The organism is Bacteroides sp. ZJ-18 (assembly GCF_011038705.2).
In the GTDB taxonomy this organism is placed as follows: Bacteria; Bacteroidota; Bacteroidia; order Bacteroidales; family Bacteroidaceae; genus Bacteroides; species Bacteroides hominis.
This window is the reverse complement of sequence record NZ_CP072198.1, coordinates 2,041,401-2,061,684: the sequence shown is the minus strand read 5'-3', so window position 1 is coordinate 2,061,684 and position 20,284 is coordinate 2,041,401. Positions and strand designations below refer to the sequence as shown.

Below are 20,284 nucleotides of genomic sequence, written 5' to 3'. Positions count from 1 at the left end.
TTTTTCATATCTTTGTCCAATCATTAATAAAGTTATGACCATGCCGGACTATGATCTGATTGCCATACTTGGCCCCACCGCTTCAGGTAAAACCCCTTTTGCTGCCGCATTAGCTGCAGACTTAGATACTGAAATCATCAGTGCCGATTCACGCCAGATTTACCGGGGAATGGACCTCGGAACAGGCAAAGATCTGGAAGATTACACCATCAACGGGCAGCAAATTCCCTATCACTTGATCGATATTGCCGACCCGGGTTATAAATACAATGTTTTTGAGTATCAACGTGATTTCCTGACAGCTTACGAGACTATTAAACAAAAAGGGCGCCTTCCCGTTCTATGTGGAGGTACGGGACTGTATCTGGAATCGGTACTGAAAGGATATCGCCTGATTCCCGTCCCCGAAAATCAAGAATTGCGCACACGTCTGGCGGAAAAATCATTGGAAGAACTGACCGGCATATTAAGCCAGTATAAGACACTTCATAACTCGACAGATGTAGATACCGTTAAACGGGCAATCCGCGCCATCGAAATTGAAGAATATTACGCAAAGACGCCGATAGAAGAAAGAGAGTTTCCACAACTGAACAGCCTGATTATCGGAGTGGACATCGACCGGGAGTTACGACGGGAAAAAATCACCCGCCGGCTGAAGCAAAGGCTGGATGACGGCATGATAGAAGAGGTACGCCGCTTATTGGCACAAGGAATCCATCCGGATGATCTGATTTATTATGGGTTGGAATACAAATACCTGACTCTGCATGTTATTGGGAAAATGACGTATAAGGAAATGTTCACGGGCTTGGAAACTGCCATTCATCAGTTTGCCAAACGGCAAATGACCTGGTTTAGGGGAATGGAGCGAAGGGGCTTTACCATTCATTGGGTAAATGCTTCACTTCCGATGGAGGAAAAGATTAACTTTGTAAAGCAGAAACTCAAAGAGTTTTAGTAACTTTGGCGAAGTTCTTAACAGCCTTTGCTTTGTTCATCAACTCGTCCCGCCTGCCTGGGCTCATTAGCCCGCGTACGCGGGCTAATGAGCCCAGGCAGGCGGGACGATGAGCCCGCGTATGCGGGACGAGCTAAAGGACGAGGGAAAAGCTAATAAATAACCAATGTCAGACGGTTAAAGTACGGTAAGTCCGTTGTTAATAAACGAATGATCTACCGCTTAAGCAAGAAACCGGTTCGCTGACAGAGAGATTGAATTAGAAGTACGAAATAATAAATGTAAAATCCATGAGCGTAGAACCTGGGAAATGGGGTGTAATCTACAATCCCAAAGCAGGCACACGAAAAGTGCAGAAACGATGGAAAGAAATTAAAGAGTACATGGACTCTAAAGGAGTGTCATACGACTATGTGCAGTCCGAAGGTTTCGGTTCAGTAGAACGACTTGCCGGAATTTTGGCCAACAATGGTTACCGAACCATCGTAGTTGTGGGGGGAGACGGTGCACTGAATGACGCCATCAACGGCATTATGAGCTCGAATGCAGAAAAAAAAGACGAAATAGCCATTGGTATCATCCCTAACGGAATTGGAAACGACTTTGCCAGATATTGGGAACTGAACCTGGAATATAAGCAGGCAGTGGACTGGATCATTAACAACCGCCGAAAGAAAATAGATGTAGGTTACTGCAATTTTTACGATGGCGAGAAGCATCGGCGACGTTATTTCCTGAATGCCGTTAACATAGGGTTAGGGGCACGTATCGTAAAAATCACCGATCAAACCAAACGTTTCTGGGGCGTAAAGTTCCTCTCCTACCTGGCAGCTCTTTTCCTGTTGATATTCGAACGTAAGCTATATCGCTCACATCTCAAGATTAACGACGAACATATACGCGGCCGGATCATGACAGTCTGTGTAGGAAGCGCTACCGGATACGGACAAACTCCAAGCGCTGTTCCTTATAATGGCTGGTTAGATGTATCAGTCATCTACCGTCCTGAGTTCCTGCAAATAATATCCGGACTTTGGATGCTTATCCAGGGACGTATCCTGAATCATAAAGTCGTGAAGTCTTATCGCACCCGGAAAGTAAAGGTATTGCGTGCACAAAATGCCGCAGTCGACCTTGACGGACGTCTCCTGCCACGTCATTTTCCCATCGAAATAGGAATTATTCCGGAAGCAACCACATTGATTATACCCAATTGATAAAATATAAATGTTATGATAGAACAACTGAAAAACAATAAGACGGGAAACTTTTTCCTATTGGCCGGACCATGCGTTATCGAAGGTGAAGAGATGGCCATGCGAATTGCCGAAAGAATAGTAAACATCACCGATAAACTGGGAATTCCTTATGTATTCAAAGGTTCATATCGCAAAGCTAACCGCTCACGCATGGATTCATTCATGGGAATTGGTGATGAAAAGGCATTAAAGGTTCTCGAAAAAGTGCACAAAGCCTTCGGAATACCTACCGTAACAGATATTCACGCTGCCGACGAAGCGGCCATGGCGGCCAGTTATGTAGATATTCTGCAAATCCCGGCCTTCTTGTGCCGACAGACGGACTTGCTGGTGGCGGCAGCTAAAACCGGAAAAACGATTAATATCAAAAAAGGACAGTTTCTCTCCCCACTCGCCATGCAATTTGCAGCCGACAAAGTGATAGAAGCCGGAAACAAGAACGTGATGCTGACTGAACGTGGAACAACATTTGGTTATCAGGACTTGGTGATTGATTACAGGGGTATACCGGAAATGCAATCTTTTGGTTATCCGGTCATTCTGGATGTAACCCACTCATTGCAACAACCTAATCAGACAAATGGAGTAACGGGAGGAATGCCGCAATTGATTGAGACGGTGGCCAAAGCCGGTATCGCTGTCGGCGTCGACGGACTTTTCATTGAAACGCACGAAAATCCCACAGTAGCCAAGAGTGACGGTGCCAATATGCTGAAGCTTGACCTATTGGAAGGATTATTGACTAAACTGGTGAAAATTAGAGAAGCGATTATGTGATTTACTTCCCGGCAATGCGACTGATAGAAAAAACAGAAACAAGATTATTCACCACAGAACGCACTGAAAGCACAGAATCTTGTATATAAAAACATCAAAAACGAGAGTGTGATCAGTGTATGCTGCGGTAGATAGAATTCAAAAACAGTATAGCAATGAAACATTTATTCCGTGGTTTACTTTTCGTTGCAGTCATCCTGTGCTGCAACTTCCAGCAGGCCTTTGCACAGCAAATGCCGCCCATCCCTATTGACAAGAATGTACGTATCGGAAAGTTAGACAATGGTCTGACTTACTACATCCGTAAGAACAATCTGCCCGCCAACCGTGCCGACTTCTACATTGCCCAGAAAGTGGGCTCTATCCAAGAAGAAGAAAACCAACGTGGATTGGCACACTTTCTGGAACATATGTGTTTCAATGGGACCACTCACTTCCCGGGTGATGCGCTGAAACAGTATCTGGAACGTATCGGAGTAAAGTTCGGTGAGAATCTGAATGCATATACTTCCATCGACGAAACGGTTTACAACATCTCCAATGTACCGGTCAACACCCCCGGAGCAGTAGATTCTTGTTTACTGATCCTCCACGACTGGAGCAATGACCTGACCCTCGATCCGAAGGAAATTGATAAAGAACGAGGTGTCATCAATGAGGAATGGCGTACCCGTATGAGTGCCATGATGCGTATGCAAGAGAAACTTCTACCGATGATGTATCCGGGCGATAAATATGCCAACAGTTTCCCCATTGGAACCATGGACGTAGTGATGAACTTCAAACCACAAACACTGAGAGACTACTATGAAAAGTGGTACCGTCCGGACCTACAGGGAATCGTCATTGTCGGTGATATCGACGTAGATGCCGTAGAAGCCAAGATCAAAACAATGTTCGCCGATATTCCGGCACAGCCGAATGCCGCCGAACGCATCTATTATCCGGTTGCCGATAATAAAGAACCGATCATCTGTATCCTGAAAGATAAGGAACAACCTCATGTACAGGTTCTTCTTTTCAATAAGCACGAAGCAATTCCTGATAATCAGAAAGGCAATGTGGACTACCTGATACAGCAGTATGCCAAGGATCTGATCAGCAGTATGCTGAACGCACGTTTAAATGAATTGGCACAAACGGCTAACCCGCCTTATATCTATGCCGGAACGCAAGACGGCAACTTTTTCGTATCCAAAACCAAGGATGCCTTTCTCGGAGTTGTGGTCTGCAAAGAAGACAGCATAGATAATGGTATCGCCACCCTGCTGCGCGAAATAGAACGTGCCCGCCAGTTCGGCTTTACCGAAACAGAATACAACCGTGCCCGTGCAGAATACCTACGCCAATTGGAATCGGCTTACAACGAACGGGATAAACAGAAAAATAATAAATATGTGGACGAATATGTCCGTCACTTCCTTGATAACGAACCAATACCGGGTATTGAAAACGAATATACTTTTATCAATCAGATAGCTCCAAATATTCCGGTGGCAGCAATCAACCAATTGATGAAAGGGCTTATTACGGACAATAATCAGGTAGTAGCTCTTTTCGCTCCTGAAAAAGAAGGTCTGAAACTGCCTTCCGAAGCGACCATAAACAAACTGCTGAAAGATGCAAAAGCGGAGAAACTGACTGCTTATGTAGACAAGGTATCAGACGAACCTTTGATGGCCGAAGCTCCGAAAGGGGGGAAAATTGTTTCCGAAACGAAAGATGATATCTTTGGAACAACTACTCTGACTCTATCTAACGGGGTAAAGGTAATTATAAAAAAGACCGATTTCAAAGCAGACGAAATCCGTATGAAAGGTGTCAGTCTGGGAGGCAGTTCTTTATTCCCCGATTCGGAAATCATTAATATAAGTGGTCTGGATGCTGTCGGCGCCGGTGGCTTAGGTAACTTCAGTGCGGTAGATCTTGAGAAAGTGCTTGCCGGAAAGAAAGCATCGGTCAATTACAATATCTCACTCACGACCGAAAACGTTTCAGGAAGTTGCTCTCCCAAAGATTTTGAAACGATGATGCAACTCACTTACCTCACATTCACCGCCCCGCGCAGAGACAACGATGCATTTGCATCTTATAAAAGTCGTAGTAAAGCCACGTTAAAGAATCAGGAACTGAATCCGAATGTGGCATTCAACGACTCCATTCAGGCCGGTGTTTATATGAATCATCCGAGAGCCAGACGCATAAAAGCCGATATGGTGGATCAGATGGATTACAATAAGATTCTGTCTATGTATCAGGATCGTTTTAAAGATGCAAGCGACTTCACATTCATCTTTGTCGGTAACGTAGACGTAGAAAAGATGAAACCGGTCATTGCAGAATATCTGGGTGCACTCCCTGCCATCAATCGTCAGGAGACTTTTAAAGATAACAAAATAGAAGTGCGTCAGGGTGTTTACAAGAACGAATTCACCAAGAAACAGGAAACGCCCAAAGCTTCGGTATTCGTGTTTTATAGCGGAGACTGCAAATATGATCTGAGAAACAACCTTCTGCTCGGCATGACAAGCCAGATACTTGATCTGGTTTACACAGAAAAAGTACGTGAAGACGAGGGAGGTACCTATGGAGTATACGTAGGTGGAAGGTTACAAAAATATCCCAAAGAAAAAATATTTTTGCAGATTATCTTCGATACAGCCCCCGACAAGAAAGAGAAATTGATGAAAATCATCTTTGACGAGATAACCGACATAGCGAAAACCGGTCCGTCAGAAACCAACTTGAATAAGGTGAAAGAGTACATGCTGAAAAAGCATACCGAGGACCTGAAAGAGAATAGCTACTGGTTGGGAAGTATCGACGAATACCTGTATACCGGCGTTAACCGTGTGAATGACTACGAAAAGATAGTCAACAGCATTACGGTAAATGATATCCGGAAATTCGCAGACGACCTGTTCAAACAAAAGAACGAGGTGGAAGTGACAATGGTCAGTGCAGAAAATAAATAATCAATCCTAAAAGCAAAGAGCATCAAAAAATCTTTTCCACCACAGATTTCACAGATTAGAATCACAGTCATTCAAAATCCGAGAATGAAACTCAGACAATGAAAACCGGTGTAATCTGTGGTGGTTTTGCTCTCCCCCCTCCCTTAAACTATAACAAACTATGCTATTCAACGAATTGCGTCGACACGGCAAACTTGCTGCCAAACGGCATCCGATGTACGAAAAGAATAAAATCGGCAAATACATCATGTATGCCTCCTTTATTTTCTGGGGTGCTTACTTTATATTTATTGGCATCGGTCTGGCAAAAGCCATCAGCACAGAAGTTCCCAATATGGAAGCCTATCATATTTTGAACAGTGGACTGATATTTGCGCTTGCCCTGGACTTTGTAATACGTTTCCCCTTCCAAAAAACTCCTACACAAGAAGTAAAGCCTTACCTGCTACTTCCGGTAAAACGAAGCCGTATACTCGACTTTCTGCTTCTCCGCCACGGACTCAGCTCTTTCAATCTTATCTGGCTGTTCCTGTTCGTGCCGTTCGCAGCACTCACAGTCTTTCCTTTTTATGGAATATCAGGAGTTCTCACTTACAGCATCGGCATTTGGTTACTGATGGTTTTCAATGGATATTGGTATCTGCTTTGCCGTACGCTGATTAACGAACATATTTGGTGGGTGTTACTTCCCATCGTTGTCTACAGTGGAATTGCCATCGCTATTTTTATTCCCAAAACGGAATTTATAAGTGACTTTTTCATGAACTTGGGAGAAGGTTATATCGAAGGAAATCTACTTGCTTACCTGGGTACATTGGCAGCCACTGTTCTGATATGGTGTATCAACCGTAAAGTGATGACCGGTTTAATATACAACGAAATCAATAAAGTAGAAGACACAAAAGTAAAAACCGTATCCGAATACCGTTTTCTGGAACGTTACGGAGAAGTGGGCGAATACATGCGCCTGGAGTTGAAAATGCTCCTACGAAACAAACGCTGTAAGGCCTCACTCCGATCGGTAGCAATGCTCGTAATCATCTTCTCCATCATACTGAGTTTCAGCAGTACGTATGACCACATGAAGAGTTTTGTCCTGGTATACTCTTTCCTTGGATTCGGTATGGTGATTCTGATACAACTTATGGGATTTGAAGGAAACTATATCGACGGACTGATGACTCGCAAAGAATCTATCAAAAGCCTGTTGACAGCCAAATATTATATCTATAGCTTGGCGGAAATCATTCCGCTGATCCTGCTGATACCGGCTTTTGTGATGGGAAAAGCCAGCCTGCTGGGTGCTGTCGCACTAATCTTTCTGACAACAGGTCCCGTCTATTGCATCTTGTTCCAACTGGCGGTATACAACCATAAAACCGTACCACTCAATGAAAGCATCACAGGCAAACAAAGCACGAATAGCGGAATGCAGATGCTAATCAGTCTTGGAGTTTTCATCGTACCAACCACACTCTATGGTACGCTCCCCATGCTGCTGGGACAAACATGGGCCTACATTGTTATATTAATCATCGGATTAGGCTTCACCCTGACCTCCCCTATGTGGATAAACAATGTGTATGTCCGTTTCATGCAACGCCGCTACGAAAATATGGAAGGATTCAGAGATAGTAAATAACGATTCAATATTTATCAAACAAAAAAGAATATGATTACCATACATAACCTCCGAAAAAATTTCGGTACCCAAACAGCTATCGATATCGATAGCTACACAATCAATCAAGGAGAAATGATTGGCCTGGTAGGTAACAATGGAGCCGGAAAAACAACTTTATTCCGTTTAATGTTAGATTTGCTGAAAGCTGACTCCGGAGAGGTCATTATTAATGACATCCATGTGAATCAAAGTGAAGACTGGAAAAGTTTCACCGGTGCATTTATCGATGATGGTTTTCTGATCGGCTACCTGACTCCGGAGGAGTATTTCTATTTCATCGGCAAAATGTATGGACTGAAAAAAGAGGAGGTGGATGAACGTTTGACCGCTTTCGAACGTTTTATGAACGGAGAAGTACTGGGGCAAAAGAAGTTTATCCGTAATTTTTCCGCGGGAAATAAGCAAAAAATAGGAATCATATCGGCCATGTTGCATTATCCCAAATTGATAATTTTGGATGAACCATTCAACTTTCTCGATCCGAGTTCGCAATCCGTAATCAAGCACCTGCTGAAAAAGTATAATGAAGAACATAATGCCACAGTCATCATTTCGAGCCATAATCTGAACCACACGGTAGATGTTTGTCCCCGCATCGCAGTACTTGAACACGGAATTATCATCCGTGACATTGTGAACGAGAATAATTCGGCTGAAAAAGAACTGGAAGATTACTTTAATGTAGAAGAATAAAAACGTATGAAGAGACATCTTTTTAATCTGCTGCTCCTTACTGCTTTGGTTGTCAGCCTGAGTGCTTGCCGTACTTCTGTCCCCAGACTTGATTATAAGGCACTCGCCCGCGCTTCTGTACGCCTGGGTGTGGACATCGGAATGGAAGATAATCACAAACTTTATCTGGAGGCGGCCCAGTGGATAGGTACCCCTTACCGGGGAGGTGGGGAGACGAAACGTGGTACTGACTGCTCGGGAATGACTTGCCAGATTTATAAAAAGGTGTATCACATCAAACTGCAACGAAGTACAGACGGCCAGAAGAAAGAGAGCAGCAAAGTTGCCCGGCGGAATCTTCGGGAAGGTGATCTGGTATTTTTCAGCAGCCGGAAATCGCGCAGAAAAGTGGCCCACGTGGGCATCTATCTCAAGGATGGAAAGTTTGTTCATGCCAGCACCAGCCAAGGGGTAATTGTCAGCAGCCTCAACGAGCCTTATTACCGTACCCATTGGATATCGGGAGGCAGAGTGCGCAAATAAGCTTTATTGAAATAAAAAAATCACTATCTTTGCCGAAAATTCCGCAAATGAAATACACGGTTTATTTATTCGACTTTGACTATACGTTAGCAGACTCTTCACGCGGTATCGTAACCTGCTTCAGAAGCGTGCTCGAGAGACACGGCTACACCGGTGTCACCGATGATACCATTAAACGTACCATTGGGAAAACGCTTGAAGAATCATTCAGCATCCTTACAGGAATTACTGACGCCAGTCAACTGGAAGCATTCAGACAAGAGTATGCCAAAGAGGCAGATGTATATATGAATGCAAACACCATCCTTTTCCCGGATACTCTCCCCACGCTTACGTACCTGAAAAAACAAGGGGCCCGTATCGGAATCATTTCAACCAAATACCGGTTCCGGATACTGAGTTTCCTGAAAAATCACATGCCGGATGATTGGTTTGACATTATTATCGGAGGTGAAGATGTGACACATCATAAACCCGATCCTGAAGGTTTGTTACTTGCCATTGACCGATTGAAGGCATGCCCCGAAGAAGTATTATACATCGGTGACAGTACAGTGGATGCAGGAACGGCCGCCGCTGCCGGAGTTTCTTTTGTCGGTGTTACCAGCGGTATGACCACTGCCGAAGAGTTTCAGGCTTATCCCTACGACAGAATCATCAGTTCCCTTGGTCAGCTAATTTCCGTTCCGGACGACAAAGCCGACTGTTCGCTCTGAGCAATCAACCGGATGTTATCCATTCGCCGAATAACGGTGCAAAAAGAAAGCAAACATCTGTTTTTTATAACAGAGTCCTTGTCCGTTTCCAATGCTCTGAGAGAAGAAAAAAGCCCAACGGAGGCTTAAGGGGCCGGAGAGCCGGGCTTCCGAGGTTGAAAAGCCGGGCTTTTTGCGAAAAGAAGCAGGCATTTTAGCAGAAAGAAGTAAGCATTTACCCGGAAAGAAGTAAGCATTTACCAAAAATGTCCTTGTGTTTTGAAAATATCTCCTATTGTTTTCTCCAATATCTCCTATTGTTATTCAAAATCCGGCTTGAAAGGAACACTCCATCTTCCGGTTGGCACCCGCAGGCAGAGCTTTCTGGAATGACAGAATAACCGGGATACGATCTCATCCGCAACACTTTCACCGCCGTCAAGACATTTTTCTTTCCTCATGTATACAATCAATCAAAAATCCAAAGAAATATGTCATCAGGAAAAAACTGTAGAATGCGTTTTTTCATTTGGGCAAGCGTCCCCGTCCGAAATAAACGATTCTGAGGAGTTCCGATTATCAAAGTGACAGAATGAATAAAGTCATATTCCATTTAGTAATCAACCTTCTAACTGCCCTTGCCTGAAAGAAGAAAAAGAGTAAAATAACATACTGAACAACAAAAAAGAAAAAGAAAAACTTGTCCGAAACAAATAAAAGCAGTAATTTTGTGCCCTGATTATTCCGCACCGGGTTTGAGCAAGTGTTTTTTAAGTGATTAAAGACCACCCGACGGAGCTAACTTACATTTATTTATATAAGATGTACGCAATTGTAGAAATCAACGGTCAGCAATTTAAAGCTGAAGCTGGCCAGAAATTGTTCGTTCACCACATTCAGAATGCAGAGAATGGTGCAACTGTAGAATTTGACAAAGTTCTTTTGGTAGACAAAGACGGAAACGTTACTGTAGGTGCTCCTACTGTAGACGGTGCAAAAGTAGTTTGCCAGATTGTTTCAAGCCTGGTTAAAGGTGACAAAGTACTTGTTTTCCACAAGAAAAGAAGAAAAGGTCACAGAAAGTTGAACGGTCACCGTCAGCAGTTCACAGAGTTAACAATTACAGAAGTAGTAGCTTAATCAATTTTTAAAAGTAAGAAGAAATGGCACATAAGAAAGGTGTCGGTAGTTCTAAGAACGGCCGCGAATCACAGAGCAAAAGATTAGGCGTTAAGATATTTGGTGGCGAAGCTTGCAAAGCAGGTAACATCATCGTTCGTCAAAGAGGTACTGAATTCCACCCGGGTGAAAACATCGGTATGGGTAAGGACCACACTCTTTTCGCTTTAGTAGACGGAACTGTAAGTTTCAAAGTAGGTAGAGAAGACAGAAGATATGTTTCTATCATCCCTGCTGAAGCAACAGAAGCATAAATTTCCGGAGTTTAAAGGAAATTGTAAGAAATTGAAGAAAGAGATGCAATCGGTTGATTGCGTCTCTTTTCTTTTTTATACAAGACGTATCCTCTTATCTTATTTTTATATATCTTTGTAAACTCAAAGAAGAAAGTTCATAAATAAAGTATAGATATGCTTACCATTAAACAAATTACAGAAAACACAGATGCGGTAATCCGCGGTCTGGAAAAGAAACACTTCAAAGGGGCCAAAGAAACAATTGCCCAAGTGATTGAAGTGAATGACAAAAGACGTAATACACAAAACCAATTAGATAAAAACCTGGCAGAGGTAAATTCGCTCTCGAAAACCATCGGCCAGCTAATGAAAGAAGGAAAAAAGGAAGAAGCCGAAGCTGCGAAAACCCGTGTAGCCGAAATAAAGGAGACCAACAAAACACTACAGGCTGACATGGATCAGGCGGCCAACGACATGCTGAATCTGCTGTATACTATTCCCAATATTCCTTATGACAGCGTACCCGAGGGTGTTGGCGCCGAGGATAATGTTGTAGAAAAAATGGGAGGCATGGAAACTCAACTCCCAACAGATGCACTTCCTCACTGGGAGCTGGCTAAGAAATACGACCTGATCGATTTCGACCTGGGTGTAAAAATCACCGGTGCAGGTTTTCCGGTATACAAAGGTAAAGGTGCTCAATTGCAGCGTGCACTGATTAACTTTTTCCTGGATGAAGCACGTAAATCGGGATATACTGAAATCATGCCCCCAACGGTTGTCAATGCAGCTTCCGGTTACGGAACGGGACAACTTCCGGACAAAGAAGGACAAATGTACCACTGCGAAGTAGACGATCTTTATTTGATCCCGACAGCCGAAGTTCCGGTAACCAACATCTACCGTGACGTGATTCTGGATGAAAAACAACTTCCTATTAAAAACTGTGCTTACACACAGTGCTTCCGCCGTGAAGCCGGTTCCTACGGTAAAGATGTACGCGGCCTGAACCGTCTCCACGAATTTTCTAAAGTAGAATTGGTACGTATAGATAAGCCTGAGCACTCCCGCCAGTCACATCAGGAAATGCTGGATCACGTTGAAGGTTTGCTCCAGAAGTTAGAACTTCCTTACCGCATTCTCCGTCTTTGTGGCGGTGATATGAGTTTTACCGCCGCTCTCTGCTTTGATTTCGAAGTATACTCCGAAGCACAGAAACGCTGGCTGGAAGTCAGCTCCGTATCCAACTTCGATACTTACCAGGCTAACCGGTTGAAATGCCGTTATCGCAGCGGAGAAAAAAAGACCGAGCTTTGCCATACACTGAACGGATCAGCGCTGGCGTTACCCCGTATCGTAGCAGCCCTGCTGGAAAATCATCAGACCCCGGAGGGCATTCGGATCCCGAAAGCATTGGTTCCTTACTGCGGATTTGACATTATCGACTAAAAACAAAACAAGATAAAAGAGCAACTCCGATACAGGGGTTGCTCTTTTTTTACCTTAAAACACATTTTTACTAACCTCAAAACTCCTATTTTATGAGCTCTACTCAAAAAAACTTTGCTCTGCCGTTAGCATTTATCGGCATCATGTTCTTTGCCATCGGATTCGCATTAGGAATTAACTCCGTTCTGATTCCGGTTTTACAAGGTTCTTTAGGCATCACTTCCGCTGAATCTTATCTTATTATCGCAGCTACTTTCGTACCTTTTCTTATTTTTGGTTATCCGGCTTCGATGACTATCAAAGCTATCGGGTACAAACGTACCATGGCACTCTCATTCGCCATGTTTGCCATTGCTTTCGGTTTGTACATTCCGTCTGCCAGTCAGGAAAGTTTCGCACTTTTCCTGGTAGCATCTTTCGTTAGCGGTACGGCAAATGCATTCTTACAAGCATCTGTCAATCCGTATATCACTATCCTCGGTCCATTGGACAGTGCCGCCAAACGTATCAGCATCATGGGCATCTGCAACAAGTTAGCATGGCCGATTCCTCCATTGTTCCTGGCCTTCCTGATCGGTAAGGAAGTCAGCGACATTACCGTATCAGACTTATTTACTCCGTTTTATGTAATCATCGCCGCCTTCATCTTATTAGGAATCATCTCGCTGATGGCTCCACTGCCGGAAGTAAAAGCAGCCGGCGAAGACGACAGCGAAGGTGGTGCAGAGGCTTGTCCGTATGCAGCCGGCAAAACGTCTGTATGGCAATTCCCGCATCTGCTGTTGGGATGTCTTGCACTCTTCCTCTACGTAGGTGTAGAAACGGTTTCATTGGGTACTCTTGTTGACTACGCCAACAGCCTACATCTGGAAAACGCAGCAGCTTATGCCTGGATTGCTCCAATCGGAATTGTAATCGGATATATCTGCGGCATCATTTTCATACCTAAATACCTCAATCAGGCTACAGCATTGAAAATCTGTTCCATTCTTGCCATTGCAGGTTCTATCCTGGTAGTATTGACTCCGGCTGATATCTCGATCTACTTCATAGCATTCATAGCATTGGGATGTTCACTGATGTGGCCTGCACTTTGGCCACTCGCCATGGCAGACTTAGGCAAATTCACCAAGGCCGGTTCTTCTTTGTTGATAATGGCTATGGCCGGCGGTGCTGTCATTCCTACCCTGTTCGGATATATCAAAGATATAGCAGGAGCACAAAATGCTTACTGGATCTGCCTCCCCTGCTTCCTCTTTATCCTCTATTATGGAATGGCGGGGTATAAAATCAGAACAAAATAAACAAATATACTCACCTTGAGGACAAAGCCATCCCTTCAAAAGGATGGCTTTTCTTTTGTTATTTACAAATTAGCAGTATCTTTGCACACTAAGAACATTCTGATAGCAATTACGTAATAAATCCAACAAATTAATTAGATAATGAACAAAATCATTAGCAAAGAACATTTCTCGGAGAAAGTATTCAAACTTGTAATTGAAGCTCCGTTGATAGCAAAATCACGCAAGGCTGGTCATTTCGTGATTGTGCGTGTCGGTGAAAAGGGAGAACGTATGCCACTGACCATTGCAGCCGCCAACCCGAAGGCAGGAACCATCACACTGGTTGTTCAGGAGGTAGGACTCTCTTCTACCCGCCTTTGCGAACTAAACGAAGGAGACTATATCACTGACGTAGTGGGCCCGCTGGGACAGGCTACACACATTGAAAACTTCGGAACCGTTGTATGTGCCGGAGGAGGTGTGGGAGTTGCTCCGATGCTACCGATCGTACAAGCGCTTAAAGCAGCCGGCAACCGTGTGATCACTGTATTGGCCGGACGCAGCAAAGAACTGATTATTCTTGAAAAAGAAATGCGCGAAAGTTCGGATGAAGTGATCATAATGACCGATGACGGATCATATGGCCGCAAAGGTCTGGTTACAGAAGGAGTAGAGGAAGTGATCAAGCGGGAGAAAGTGGACAAATGTTTTGCTATCGGCCCGGCTATCATGATGAAATTTGTTTGTTTGCTGACGAAAAAATACGAAATTCCGACCGAAGTATCGTTGAACACAATTATGGTGGACGGTACCGGAATGTGTGGTGCTTGCCGAATCACCATCGGAGGAAAAACCAAATTCGTATGTGTAGACGGTCCGGAGTTTGACGGTCATCAGGTGGATTTCGACGAAATGTTGAAACGCATGGGCGCTTTTAAAGCCATTGAACGTGAAGAACTGCACAAACTCGACGAATGTGAAGCAACTAAAACCATAGACGAAAACGGACGTACCGCTCCTTGGCGCGAAGAACTCCGTAAAGCAATAAAAGCAAAAGACCGTGCAAACATCGAACGCTGCAAAATGAATGAACTCGATCCGGAGTATCGTTCACACAGCCGCAAAGAGGAAGTTAACCAGGGATTAACTAAAGAACAGGCAGTCACAGAAGCACAACGTTGTCTGGATTGTGCCAATCCAGGTTGTATGACCGGTTGTCCGGTAGGTATCGATATTCCCCGTTTCATCAAGAACATCGAACGTGGAGAAATTCTTGAAGCGGCTAAGACACTGAAAGAAACCAGTGCCCTGCCTGCCGTATGTGGCCGTGTATGTCCACAAGAAAAACAATGTGAGTCAAAGTGCATCCATTTGAAAATGGGTAAAGAAGCTGTAGCCATCGGTCATCTCGAACGGTTTGCCGCCGACTACGAACGCGAAAGCGGACAAATCTCTGTTCCGGAAATTGGTGAGAAGAACGGTATCAAAGTAGCTGTCATCGGTTCAGGTCCTGCCGGACTGTCATTTGCCGGGGATATGGCCAAATACGGATATGATGTAACTGTATTCGAAGCGCTGCACGAAATCGGCGGTGTACTTAAATACGGTATTCCTGAATTCCGTCTGCCCAACAAGATTGTAGACGTTGAAATAGAGAATCTTGCCAAAATGGGGGTTACTTTCATCAAGGATTGCATCGTAGGAAAAACAATCGGTGTGGAACAATTGGAGGAAGAAGGCTTCAAAGGCATTTTTGTAGCTTCCGGTGCCGGACTCCCTAACTTCATGAATATACCGGGAGAAAATTCTATCAATATTATGTCTTCTAATGAATATCTGACTCGCGTAAACCTGATGGATGCGGCCAGTCCCGATTCCGATACTCCGGTAGCTTTCGGTAAGAACGTTGCTGTAATTGGGGGTGGCAACACCGCTATGGACTCTGTCCGTACAGCCAAACGCCTGGGAGCAGAACGTGCCATGATTATCTACCGTCGTTCGGAAGAAGAAATGCCGGCACGTCTGGAAGAGGTGAAGCATGCTAAAGAAGAAGGGATAGAATTCCTGACCCTGCACAACCCGATCGAATATCTGGCTGATGAGCAAGGACGTGTGAAACAAGTGGTTTTACAGAAAATGGAACTGGGTGAACCGGATGCTTCAGGGCGACGCAGTCCGGTGCCCATTCAAGGAGCGACAGAAACCATCGACATCGATCTTGCCATTGTCAGCGTAGGCGTGTCACCCAATCCCATTGTTCCCAGCTCTATCAAAGGTCTGGAATTGGGACGTAAAGGTACGATTACCGTTAATGACCAGATGCAATCGTCTATCCCTACCATTTATGCAGGAGGAGACATTGTACGCGGAGGAGCTACCGTAATCCTTGCCATGGGAGACGGACGCCGTGCTGCAGCAGCGATGAACGAACAGTTAAGCTCTAAATAAAGAATCGGAAATCTGCGTTGGTAAGTAATCTACGGTTCGTGATCTCACAACCAATTGCTTACCGACCGCAAATAGACTCTTTGGGCAGAAAGTAACATCAACACGGATCTACCCAATAAAAAAATCCCTGCTAATATTCTGATATTAGCAGGGATTTTTTATATTCTTCGGTTGAACGGTTTCTTACTTCACCACACTGTTTGTAGTTGGATCCGGAAAAATCACCGTTGGTTTAAATGTCTTTGCTTCCTCAAAATCCATCAACGCATACGACATAATAATCACAATGTCGTCCGGTTGTACTTTCCGGGCAGCAGCACCATTCAAGCAGATTTTACCTGATCCGCGTTCACCTTTGATAATGTAGGTCTCAAAACGCTCACCGTTATTATTATCAGCGATGTATACTTTCTCACCGGCAATCATATTGGCTGCATCCAGCAAATCCTCATCAATCGTGATACTACCCATATAATTCAGATTGGCTTCCGTAACACGGGCACAATGAATTTTCGACTTCAACACTTCAATCATCATAAGGACTTCGTCTTTTTTAGTTTAAGATTCTTTGTATTTAATATTATCAATCAGTCTGACATCTCCACAGAATACTGTAATACAGCCTACTGCATAGGATGTTTGGTCCCAATTCCCAACCTTCTGCAAAGTGTTTCCATCTACTATCTCAAAATATTCCAGGCGTAATCCCGGTGCAGCAGCAATAGCATCTTCCACAAACTTTTGCGTTTCGCTCACTGTGTGAGTAGCTGCAAAGGTACGACTTTTAAATAAGGTCTGAGATATTTTTAATGCATTTTCACGTTCTTCTGCCGACAGCCGAGCATTCCGGCTGCTCAAAGCCAGCCCATCCTCTTCACGGACAATGGGACAACCTACAATTTCAAGATCGAACTGCATCTGGCGAACCATCTCATGGATGATGGCCAACTGCTGAAAATCTTTTTCACCAAAATATGCGCGATGTGGTTTTACTGCTTCAAACAGTTTACTTACGATCTGGCATACCCCATTAAAGTGGCCCGGACGGAAAGCCCCCTCCATCACAGTATCCAGAGGAGCATAACTGAATTGGCGAGTATCCGGTTCCGGATACATTTCTTCCACCGAAGGAGCAAAAGTATAAGTCGCTCCGCAAGCCTCGAGTAATTTGCAATCGGCATCCAACGTACGGGGATACTTTACAAGGTCATTTTTATCATTAAACTGGGTAGGGTTCACAAAAACACTCACCACCGTTACTTCATTCTCGTTTACACTACGTTTTACAAGAGATGCGTGCCCTGCATGCAAAGCACCCATAGTAGGTACCAAACCTACCTTTTTACCCTGGGCTTTCAAAACCGACAGTTCAGCCTGCAAGTCCTTGATCGTATGTATTACTTTCATTTTAATTGGTTTATGATTCTTAGTCGTTTGAAAAACGGTGCAAAATAAACCATAATTTACCATATAAAGAAGAAATATCGTAAATTAATGCAAAAGATACCGAAGTAGGAACCTTAACAACCAGACGGTTTACAACTGAAAGACAAGCACTTAACAATTCATAAGGAATTATACCGCCCGAGAACTTGCTTTAATGCCCGTTTTTTTTTATATCTTTGCAGAATATTTACGAGAACGATTGTTATTATGACAAAGGCTAACAAGGTTTTATTTATTACACAAGAGATTACTCCTTACGTTTCAGAATCCGAGATGGCCAATATAGGCAGACATCTACCACAAGCTATCCAGGAAAAAGGCAGAGAAATCAGAACATTCATGCCCAAATGGGGAAATATCAACGAACGCAGAAATCAATTGCACGAAGTGATACGACTCTCCGGTATGAACCTGATTATCGATGACACCGACCATCCTCTTATCATCAAAGTAGCTTCCATCCAGTCAGCACGTATGCAGGTTTATTTTATCGACAACGATGATTACTTCCAGAACCGGCTACAAACAGCAGACGAAAACGGAGTAGAATACGATGATAACGACAGCCGGGCTATTTTTTATGCAAGAGGAGTGTTGGAAACGGTAAAGAAACTGCGTTGGTGTCCGGATGTGATTCACTGTCACGGCTGGATGACTGCTCTGGCTCCTTTATATATCAAAAAAGCGTATAAAGACGAACCTTCGTTCCGTGATGCGAAAGTGGTATTCTCCGTATACGAGGATGATTTCAAAGGTACGTTCAACCCTGATTTCGCAACTAAACTGATGCTGAAAGGCATTAATAAAAAGGATGTGGCTACTTTGAAAGATCCGGTAGATTACGCTACACTTTGCAAATTGGCTGTTGATTACTCAGACGGAGTAGTACAGAATAGCGAACATGTAAATGAAGAAGTCATGAACTATGCCCGTCAATCGGGTAAATTGGTTCTTGACTATCAGGCTCCCGACGCTCTTGCAGACGCTTGCAACAGCTTCTACGATCAGGTGTGGGAAACTGAACAAAAATAATAAGAACCAAGATACGACGATCATGAAAGCAAAATATGTATGGGTGGCACTGCTTGCCTTGACTTTCTTCGGGTGTGATGATAATACAGGTACTCTCGGACTGGGAATGCTTCCGGAAAGCGACCAAAATATCAATGGAAGATACACCACTTACGAGTTGACTACAAATTCCGATTTATCAGGTCCTGTTTTTGCCAAAACCAGCGTAGGTTATGTCGGTAAATTCACCGACAAGGTGTTCGGAGATTACGAAGCCAGTTTCCTCGCACAATTGAATAGTCCGGATGGAATTTCCTTTCCCTCGGTTTACGATCCGGAAACCAATCCCAAAGGTGTTATGGCAGGAGACTCTATCCACACTGCTGAATTGATATTGTACTATCAAAGCTATTTTGGCGATTCTATAAGCCCGTGCCGTATGACTGTGTACGAACTGGACAAAAACTTAACCCAGAATTATTATACAGACATAAACCCATTGGAATATTATAATCCGAACAACTTACTTGCACGGAAAGCCTACACTGCGGTCGATCAATCACTCAGTGATTCCATCAGAAAAACTGAGAATTTTTATCCCAATGTCCGTCTGACGTCTGAGGAGATTACTAATTTAGGTAAAAAGATTTATCGATTAAACAGAAATCATCCTGAATATTTCAAAAGTTCGGAAGCTTTTATCAACAATGTGTTCAAAGGTATTTATGCCAAAAATGATTATGGTAACGGAACAGTTCTTTATGTTGATCAAATCAACCTGAACGTTGTAATCAGATGCCACGAAAAAGACAGTTTAGGAAATAACCTGAAGAAAAAAGACGGTACTGATTCTCTGTACTACACAACCCGTACTTTCGCTACAACAAAAGAGGTTATTCAAGCCAACAAGTTTACGAACTCCGCTAAGTTAGAGGAAATAGCCAAAAAGACCGATTGTACTTATCTGAAATCTCCGGCGGGTATCTTCACTCAAGCTACATTGCCCATCAACAAGATTTATGAGGAATTAAGCAACGACACCATTAATGCAGTGAAGTTGACTTTCAACAACTATAACCAAGTAGATAATGGGCAATTCAGCATGCAAGCACCTACATATGTGCTGTTATTGCGTGAAAAAGAACGGCAAAGTTTCTTTGAGGAGAATAAACTTACAGATAATATCACTTCTTATCTGGCGGTACACAATGCAACAATTAACAGTAAACCTACAACCAATCAGTATGTGTTTACCAATTTGACTCGTCTGATCAACACTTGTGTCAACGAAAAACTGGAAGCCAAGAAAAAAGCTGGGGCCAGTTGGAATGAAGCTGCTTGGGAAGCTGAAAACCCGGATTGGAACAAAGTAGTACTCATTCCGGTACTTGTACAGTATGACAGTTCTTCCAACAAGAACATGATCAGTATTCAGCACGATTTACAACCGGGATATGTAAAACTGGAAGGTGGCCAGAATGGTCCAAAACTGAAGTTAGAAGTGACATACACCAACTTCAACGGTAAATAATAACAAGAGATTTTCATTATATAATCAGGGCGGTGTGAATAGTTTCCCTTTACACCGCCCTGATTGTTTTCTATACGCCCCCTTCCTTTTCATTAATTCTGAGATGAGACAAAAATCTAATCATCAAATGCC

17 protein-coding genes are annotated in these 20,284 nt (G+C 43.6%); 15 read left to right on the top strand and 2 right to left on the bottom strand.

Features of this window, described 5'->3' with window-relative positions; all coding sequences use genetic code 11:
- The first annotated feature begins 40 nt into the window (after positions 1-40).
- The 13 genes from miaA (at position 41) to G7Y45_RS08060 (ending at position 16,164) form a co-directional block, all read left to right on the top strand.
- Positions 41-961: a tRNA (adenosine(37)-N6)-dimethylallyltransferase MiaA gene (gene miaA / locus G7Y45_RS08120; RefSeq protein WP_005775759.1), complete on the top strand. Its 921-nt coding sequence runs from the start codon at positions 41-43 to the stop codon at positions 959-961.
- A 290-nt stretch (positions 962-1,251) separates the two neighbouring features.
- Positions 1,252-2,178, top strand: a complete 927-nt coding sequence (locus G7Y45_RS08115; protein ID WP_005810037.1) for a diacylglycerol kinase family protein — start codon at positions 1,252-1,254, stop codon at positions 2,176-2,178.
- A gap of 15 nt (positions 2,179-2,193) precedes the next feature.
- The gene (kdsA, locus tag G7Y45_RS08110; protein ID WP_165017365.1) at positions 2,194-2,997 is read left to right on the top strand and encodes a 3-deoxy-8-phosphooctulonate synthase; all 804 of its coding nucleotides are present in this window, start codon (positions 2,194-2,196) and stop codon (positions 2,995-2,997) included.
- Between the two features lie 155 nt (positions 2,998-3,152).
- A complete protein-coding gene (locus G7Y45_RS08105; RefSeq protein ID WP_005810040.1) occupies positions 3,153-5,972 on the top strand; it encodes a pitrilysin family protein in 2,820 nt (939 codons plus the stop codon).
- Positions 5,973-6,132: 160 nt separating this feature from the next.
- Positions 6,133-7,614, top strand: coding sequence for a DUF5687 family protein (locus tag G7Y45_RS08100; protein WP_005818637.1), 1,482 nt, complete (start codon positions 6,133-6,135; stop codon positions 7,612-7,614).
- Positions 7,615-7,644: 30 nt separating this feature from the next.
- Positions 7,645-8,349 (top strand): ABC transporter ATP-binding protein, encoded by a 705-nt coding sequence (locus G7Y45_RS08095; protein WP_005818635.1) that lies wholly within the window; start codon positions 7,645-7,647, stop codon positions 8,347-8,349.
- A 6-nt stretch (positions 8,350-8,355) separates the two neighbouring features.
- Entirely contained in the window at positions 8,356-8,871 is a 516-nt protein-coding gene (locus G7Y45_RS08090) for a C40 family peptidase (RefSeq protein ID WP_005810046.1), read from the top strand.
- A 47-nt stretch (positions 8,872-8,918) separates the two neighbouring features.
- Positions 8,919-9,587, top strand: coding sequence for an HAD family hydrolase (locus tag G7Y45_RS08085; RefSeq protein ID WP_032531803.1), 669 nt, complete (start codon positions 8,919-8,921; stop codon positions 9,585-9,587).
- Between the two features lie 801 nt (positions 9,588-10,388).
- The gene (gene rplU, locus G7Y45_RS08080; protein ID WP_005775748.1) at positions 10,389-10,706 is read left to right on the top strand and encodes a 50S ribosomal protein L21; all 318 of its coding nucleotides are present in this window, start codon (positions 10,389-10,391) and stop codon (positions 10,704-10,706) included.
- Between the two features lie 23 nt (positions 10,707-10,729).
- Positions 10,730-10,999 (top strand): 50S ribosomal protein L27, encoded by a 270-nt coding sequence (gene rpmA / locus G7Y45_RS08075; RefSeq protein WP_005775747.1) that lies wholly within the window; start codon positions 10,730-10,732, stop codon positions 10,997-10,999.
- A 156-nt stretch (positions 11,000-11,155) separates the two neighbouring features.
- Positions 11,156-12,430: a serine--tRNA ligase gene (serS, locus tag G7Y45_RS08070; RefSeq protein ID WP_005775744.1), complete on the top strand. Its 1,275-nt coding sequence runs from the start codon at positions 11,156-11,158 to the stop codon at positions 12,428-12,430.
- A 92-nt stretch (positions 12,431-12,522) separates the two neighbouring features.
- Entirely contained in the window at positions 12,523-13,734 is a 1,212-nt protein-coding gene (gluP, locus tag G7Y45_RS08065) for a glucose/galactose MFS transporter (protein WP_005775743.1), read from the top strand.
- 141 nt (positions 13,735-13,875) lie between these two features.
- Positions 13,876-16,164, top strand: a complete 2,289-nt coding sequence (locus G7Y45_RS08060) for a bifunctional dihydroorotate dehydrogenase B NAD binding subunit/NADPH-dependent glutamate synthase (protein ID WP_165017368.1) — start codon at positions 13,876-13,878, stop codon at positions 16,162-16,164.
- Between the two features lie 183 nt (positions 16,165-16,347).
- On the opposite strand, the gene panD is transcribed toward G7Y45_RS08060, so the two are convergent.
- Entirely contained in the window at positions 16,348-16,701 is a 354-nt protein-coding gene (gene panD, locus G7Y45_RS08055; protein ID WP_005775741.1) for an aspartate 1-decarboxylase, read from the bottom strand.
- Positions 16,702-16,722: 21 nt separating this feature from the next.
- Positions 16,723-17,571: a pantoate--beta-alanine ligase gene (gene panC / locus G7Y45_RS08050; RefSeq protein WP_032539658.1), complete on the bottom strand. Its 849-nt coding sequence runs from the start codon at positions 17,569-17,571 to the stop codon at positions 16,723-16,725.
- Positions 17,572-17,817: 246 nt separating this feature from the next.
- Here panC and G7Y45_RS08045 point away from each other — a divergent pair, with 246 nt between their 5' ends.
- Both G7Y45_RS08045 and G7Y45_RS08040 read left to right on the top strand, forming a co-directional pair.
- Positions 17,818-18,642, top strand: coding sequence for a glycogen/starch synthase (locus G7Y45_RS08045; RefSeq protein ID WP_005810059.1), 825 nt, complete (start codon positions 17,818-17,820; stop codon positions 18,640-18,642).
- Between the two features lie 22 nt (positions 18,643-18,664).
- Positions 18,665-20,152, top strand: coding sequence for a DUF4270 domain-containing protein (locus G7Y45_RS08040; protein ID WP_165017371.1), 1,488 nt, complete (start codon positions 18,665-18,667; stop codon positions 20,150-20,152).
- Positions 20,153-20,284 lie beyond the last annotated feature (132 nt).

Excerpts from the sequence above, each read along its gene's own strand:
- miaA (WP_005775759.1), top strand. The coding sequence starts at position 41 with ATGCCGGACTATGATCTGATTGCCATACTTGGCCCCACCGCTTCAGGT.
- G7Y45_RS08115 (WP_005810037.1), top strand. The coding sequence starts at position 1,252 with ATGAGCGTAGAACCTGGGAAATGGGGTGTAATCTACAATCCCAAAGCA.
- kdsA (WP_165017365.1), top strand. The coding sequence starts at position 2,194 with ATGATAGAACAACTGAAAAACAATAAGACGGGAAACTTTTTCCTATTG.
- G7Y45_RS08105 (WP_005810040.1), top strand. The coding sequence starts at position 3,153 with ATGAAACATTTATTCCGTGGTTTACTTTTCGTTGCAGTCATCCTGTGC.
- G7Y45_RS08100 (WP_005818637.1), top strand. The coding sequence starts at position 6,133 with ATGCTATTCAACGAATTGCGTCGACACGGCAAACTTGCTGCCAAACGG.
- G7Y45_RS08095 (WP_005818635.1), top strand. The coding sequence starts at position 7,645 with ATGATTACCATACATAACCTCCGAAAAAATTTCGGTACCCAAACAGCT.
- G7Y45_RS08090 (WP_005810046.1), top strand. The coding sequence starts at position 8,356 with ATGAAGAGACATCTTTTTAATCTGCTGCTCCTTACTGCTTTGGTTGTC.
- G7Y45_RS08085 (WP_032531803.1), top strand. The coding sequence starts at position 8,919 with ATGAAATACACGGTTTATTTATTCGACTTTGACTATACGTTAGCAGAC.
- rplU (WP_005775748.1), top strand. The coding sequence starts at position 10,389 with ATGTACGCAATTGTAGAAATCAACGGTCAGCAATTTAAAGCTGAAGCT.
- rpmA (WP_005775747.1), top strand. The coding sequence starts at position 10,730 with ATGGCACATAAGAAAGGTGTCGGTAGTTCTAAGAACGGCCGCGAATCA.
- serS (WP_005775744.1), top strand. The coding sequence starts at position 11,156 with ATGCTTACCATTAAACAAATTACAGAAAACACAGATGCGGTAATCCGC.
- gluP (WP_005775743.1), top strand. The coding sequence starts at position 12,523 with ATGAGCTCTACTCAAAAAAACTTTGCTCTGCCGTTAGCATTTATCGGC.
- G7Y45_RS08060 (WP_165017368.1), top strand. The coding sequence starts at position 13,876 with ATGAACAAAATCATTAGCAAAGAACATTTCTCGGAGAAAGTATTCAAA.
- panD (WP_005775741.1), bottom strand. The coding sequence starts at position 16,701 with ATGATGATTGAAGTGTTGAAGTCGAAAATTCATTGTGCCCGTGTTACG.
- panC (WP_032539658.1), bottom strand. The coding sequence starts at position 17,571 with ATGAAAGTAATACATACGATCAAGGACTTGCAGGCTGAACTGTCGGTT.
- G7Y45_RS08045 (WP_005810059.1), top strand. The coding sequence starts at position 17,818 with ATGACAAAGGCTAACAAGGTTTTATTTATTACACAAGAGATTACTCCT.
- G7Y45_RS08040 (WP_165017371.1), top strand. The coding sequence starts at position 18,665 with ATGAAAGCAAAATATGTATGGGTGGCACTGCTTGCCTTGACTTTCTTC.